Here is a 3,347-nt window from a genome sequence, read left to right on the forward strand (position 1 = left end):
CGAGATCGGCGACGTGCAGGGCGCGGGCGCGACCACCCCGCTGGCCGGCTCCACGTTCACCGTGGAGGGCGTCGTCGTCGGCGACGTCCCCGGGCTCTCCGGCTTCTACCTGCAGGACGCCGACGGTCGAGCCGACCGAGGACGCCGAGCTGGACGAGAAGGACATCGAGAAGGCCCTCGAGCGCTGGCGCGAGCGCCGGCGCGACCGCGACGACTGACCGGTGTGTGTCGCGAGCGAGATGCTCGACCCGGCGACCGGCGACCTGCTCGGCAACCTCCCCCAGGCGCTGGTCAACGCGGCGATCACCGTCTCCGAGGCGTCCTCCCCGGGCTGAGCAGCAGCACGTGCGCGACGGGGTGCGGTGAGTGTGCACGCGCCGGAGCGGGCCGAGCGCGGTGCGCGAACCCCTCGACGGCCGCGGTGCGCGAGGACCCTCGACCTCGCGGCGGTGCCGTCCGGGCGCCGTCAGGGAGGAGGACGGAGATGCACGCCAGGACCACCATGGTGCGCTGCGACCCGCAGGCCGTCGACGAGGGCATCGAGTACGTCCGCGACGCCGTCTGGCCCATGCTGCGCGGCATGAGCGGCTGCGTGGGCATGTCGATGCTCGCCGACCGGGACGCCGGCCGCTGCATCGTCACCGCCGCCTGGGCCACCCACGAGGCGATGCGGGCGAGCGCGGTCGCCGTCGGTGAGCTCCGCGACCGGGCCGCCGAGGTGATGCGGGCCGAGGAGATGGACGTCGCCGAGTGGGACATCGCCGTGCTGCACCGGGAGCACCCGGCCGGTGACGGCGCGTGGACCCGGGTCGTCTGGACCGACGGCGACCCGGCGCAGCTCATCGGCATGATCGACGCCTTCCGGATGAGCCTGCTGCCACGGATGAGCGACCTGCCCGGCTTCTGCAGCGTCAGCCTGCTGGTCGACCGGGACACCGGCCGCGCCTCCGCGGCGATCACCTACGCCAGCCGGGCCGAGCTGGAGCAGTCGCGGGAGATGGGCTCGGCGATGCGCGAGGACTTCGCCGCGGCGACGGGCATGCGGATCGTCGAGGTCGCCGAGTTCGAGCTGGCCGTGGCGCACCTGCGGGTACCGGAGATGGCCTGACCGGCTGAGCTGGTGCCGCCTACCACCGACGGCACCAGCCGAGCCGCGGCCGGAGCGCCCGGCTGTGGGCGGCGCAGCAGCCTGTGGACGACGGCCCGCCGGCACCCAGGGGCTGCCACGGTCGACCCGTGACCACGACGCCGCTCGCCCAGCTCCCCGTCCGCTCCGCCACCGACCTCACCCGGCGCTGGACCACCGTGCTCGCCCCGCCGGTCTTCGGTGCGCGCAGCCTCTGGCTGGCCTGGTTCGACGCCGCCGGGCTGATGCTGCCGGTGCTCATGCCGGTCGACGACCTCCCCCGCCGGCCTCGGCACGAGAGCCTGTCCGGTCTGCTGGCGCTGCACGACGCGGTCACCGAGCAGAGCGACTGCGCCGACGGCCACCTCGCGCTGGCGCTGTGCCGGCCCGGCCGGTCGCTGGTCACCGCGAGCGACGACGAGTGGGCCGAGGCGCTGCGGGAGGACCTGGACAGCGGGGTCGACGGCAGCTGGAGCCTGCACCTGGCGGCCGGCGGCACGGTGTTCCCGCTGGTCGAACCGGCCCGCTGGGCCTGGCAGTGACCAGCTCCCACAAGGGCGAGACTTGACAAAAGTCATTGCTGGACCGGCAAACTGGTCGGCATGAGCGACGACGCCGATGCGGTGGTCCAGGCCGTCGGGCCCCGGCTGCGTGCGCTGCGCCAGCAGCGGGACACCACGCTGACCCAGCTGTCGGAGACCACCGGCATCTCGGTGAGCACGCTGTCCCGGCTGGAGTCCGGGCAGCGGCGAGCGACGCTCGAGCTGCTGCTGCCGCTCACCCGCGCCCTGCAGGTGCCGCTGGACCAGTTGCTCGACGAGCCGCCGTCGCAGGACCCCCGGGTCCAGCCGCGCCCGGTGTTGCGCAACGGCATGACCATGCTCCCGCTCACCCGCCGGCCCGGCGGGCTGCAGGCCTACAAGATGATCATGCCCCCGGGTCACCCCACCGGCGGGGTGGAGCTCAAGACACACGAGGGCTACGAGTGGCTCTACGTGCTCAACGGCCGGTTCGTGCTCTTCCTCGGCGACCAGCGGCTGGAACTCACCCCCGGCGAGGTGGTCGAGTTCGACACCCACGTGCCGCACGCGCTGACCAACCCCGGGCCGGCCCCGGTGGAACTGCTGGCCCTGTTCGGGCCGCAGGGCGAGCGGATGCACGTGCGCGCCCGGCCGCGCGGCAGCGGCGACTGAGCCGGCACCGACGGCGCCGGGCCGGCCGGACACCTGCCCCCGGCTGGTCGGCGGGTCCACCGCTCACCGTGCGGGACCGCGCGCGGTTCGACAGGCTGGTGCCTCCCGGGCCTGAGACCACGGGCCGACCCGCTCGACTTCCCTGGAGGCACGCCTTGCCCGCTCGCGCACCCAAGGAGATCGCCCAGGTCGCCGCCGCGACCGGGGCGAAGAAGACCCGCCGCACCTGGGACAAGGTGCTGGTCAGCGCCTTCCTGGCCGGCGCCTACATCGCCTTCGGCGGTCTCGTCGCCATCGTCGTCTCCTCCGGCCTCGACCCGGAGACCTGGGGGACGCTGCCGACGCTGTTCACCGGCGCCACCTTCACCCTCGGCCTGGTGCTCGTGCTCGTCGCCGGCTCCGACCTGGCCACCGGCAACATGGCACTGGTCCCGCTGGGGGCCATGCGCGGCAAGATCGGCGCCGGCGACGTCGCCAAGAACCTGTCCCTGGTGCTGATCGGCAACCTGGCCGGGGCGCTGTTCGTCGCGTTCTTCCTGGCCGTGCAGACCGGGGTGATCGGCGACTCCAGCGCCACCGGCACCGGCGGGCTCACCTACGAGCGGCTGGCCTCGATCTCCGAGGGCAAGGCGCTGGGCGAGACGGCCTGGCAGACGTTCCTCCGCGCGGTCGGCTGCAACTGGCTGGTCTGCCTCGCGGTCTGGATGTCCCTGGCGGCGACGACCGTCTCGGGCAAGATCCTGGCGATCTTCTTCCCGATCATGGCGTTCGTGGCGATGGGCTTCGACCACGTGATCGCCAACATGTTCTTCCTCCCGGCGGCGATCTTCGCCGGCGTCCCGGACATCGGCTGGGACGACGCGGGGCTCAACTGGCTGCTGGCCGGCGCCGGCAACCTGGTCGGCGCGGTGGTCTTCGTGTCCACGTCCTACTGGTACCTGTTCCTGAAGGACGAGCCGGAGGACGAGCCCGAGGAGTCCGAGGCGTCCGCCCCGCCGGCGGAACGCGGCTGACCCCCTCCACGAACG

The 3,347-nt window shown here is 73.4% G+C and carries 4 protein-coding genes; all 4 read left to right on the plus strand.

Annotation, left to right across the window (positions count from 1 at the left end):
* Positions 1–484: 484 nt before the first annotated feature.
* The 4 genes from G5C62_RS26220 (at position 485) to G5C62_RS26235 (ending at position 3,332) form a co-directional block, all read left to right on the plus strand.
* Positions 485–1,108: an antibiotic biosynthesis monooxygenase gene (locus G5C62_RS26220; protein ID WP_036335759.1), complete on the plus strand. Its 624-nt coding sequence runs from the start codon at positions 485–487 to the stop codon at positions 1,106–1,108.
* Between the two features lie 128 nt (positions 1,109–1,236).
* Positions 1,237–1,668, plus strand: coding sequence for a hypothetical protein (locus G5C62_RS26225; RefSeq protein ID WP_036335761.1), 432 nt, complete (start codon positions 1,237–1,239; stop codon positions 1,666–1,668).
* Between the two features lie 60 nt (positions 1,669–1,728).
* Complete coding sequence (locus G5C62_RS26230; RefSeq protein WP_206330878.1) at positions 1,729–2,319, plus strand: helix-turn-helix domain-containing protein; 591 nt, start codon at positions 1,729–1,731, stop codon at positions 2,317–2,319.
* A 155-nt stretch (positions 2,320–2,474) separates the two neighbouring features.
* Complete coding sequence (locus G5C62_RS26235) at positions 2,475–3,332, plus strand: formate/nitrite transporter family protein (RefSeq protein ID WP_164703304.1); 858 nt, start codon at positions 2,475–2,477, stop codon at positions 3,330–3,332.
* The last annotated feature ends 15 nt before the right edge of the window (positions 3,333–3,347 follow it).

Source organism: Modestobacter sp. KNN46-3 (assembly GCF_011039295.1).

Bases quoted from the DNA above. Each gene is read 5' to 3' on its own strand.
- G5C62_RS26220 (WP_036335759.1), top strand. From the start codon at position 485: ATGCACGCCAGGACCACCATGGTGCGCTGCGACCCGCAGGCCGTCGAC.
- G5C62_RS26230 (WP_206330878.1), top strand. From the start codon at position 1,729: ATGAGCGACGACGCCGATGCGGTGGTCCAGGCCGTCGGGCCCCGGCTG.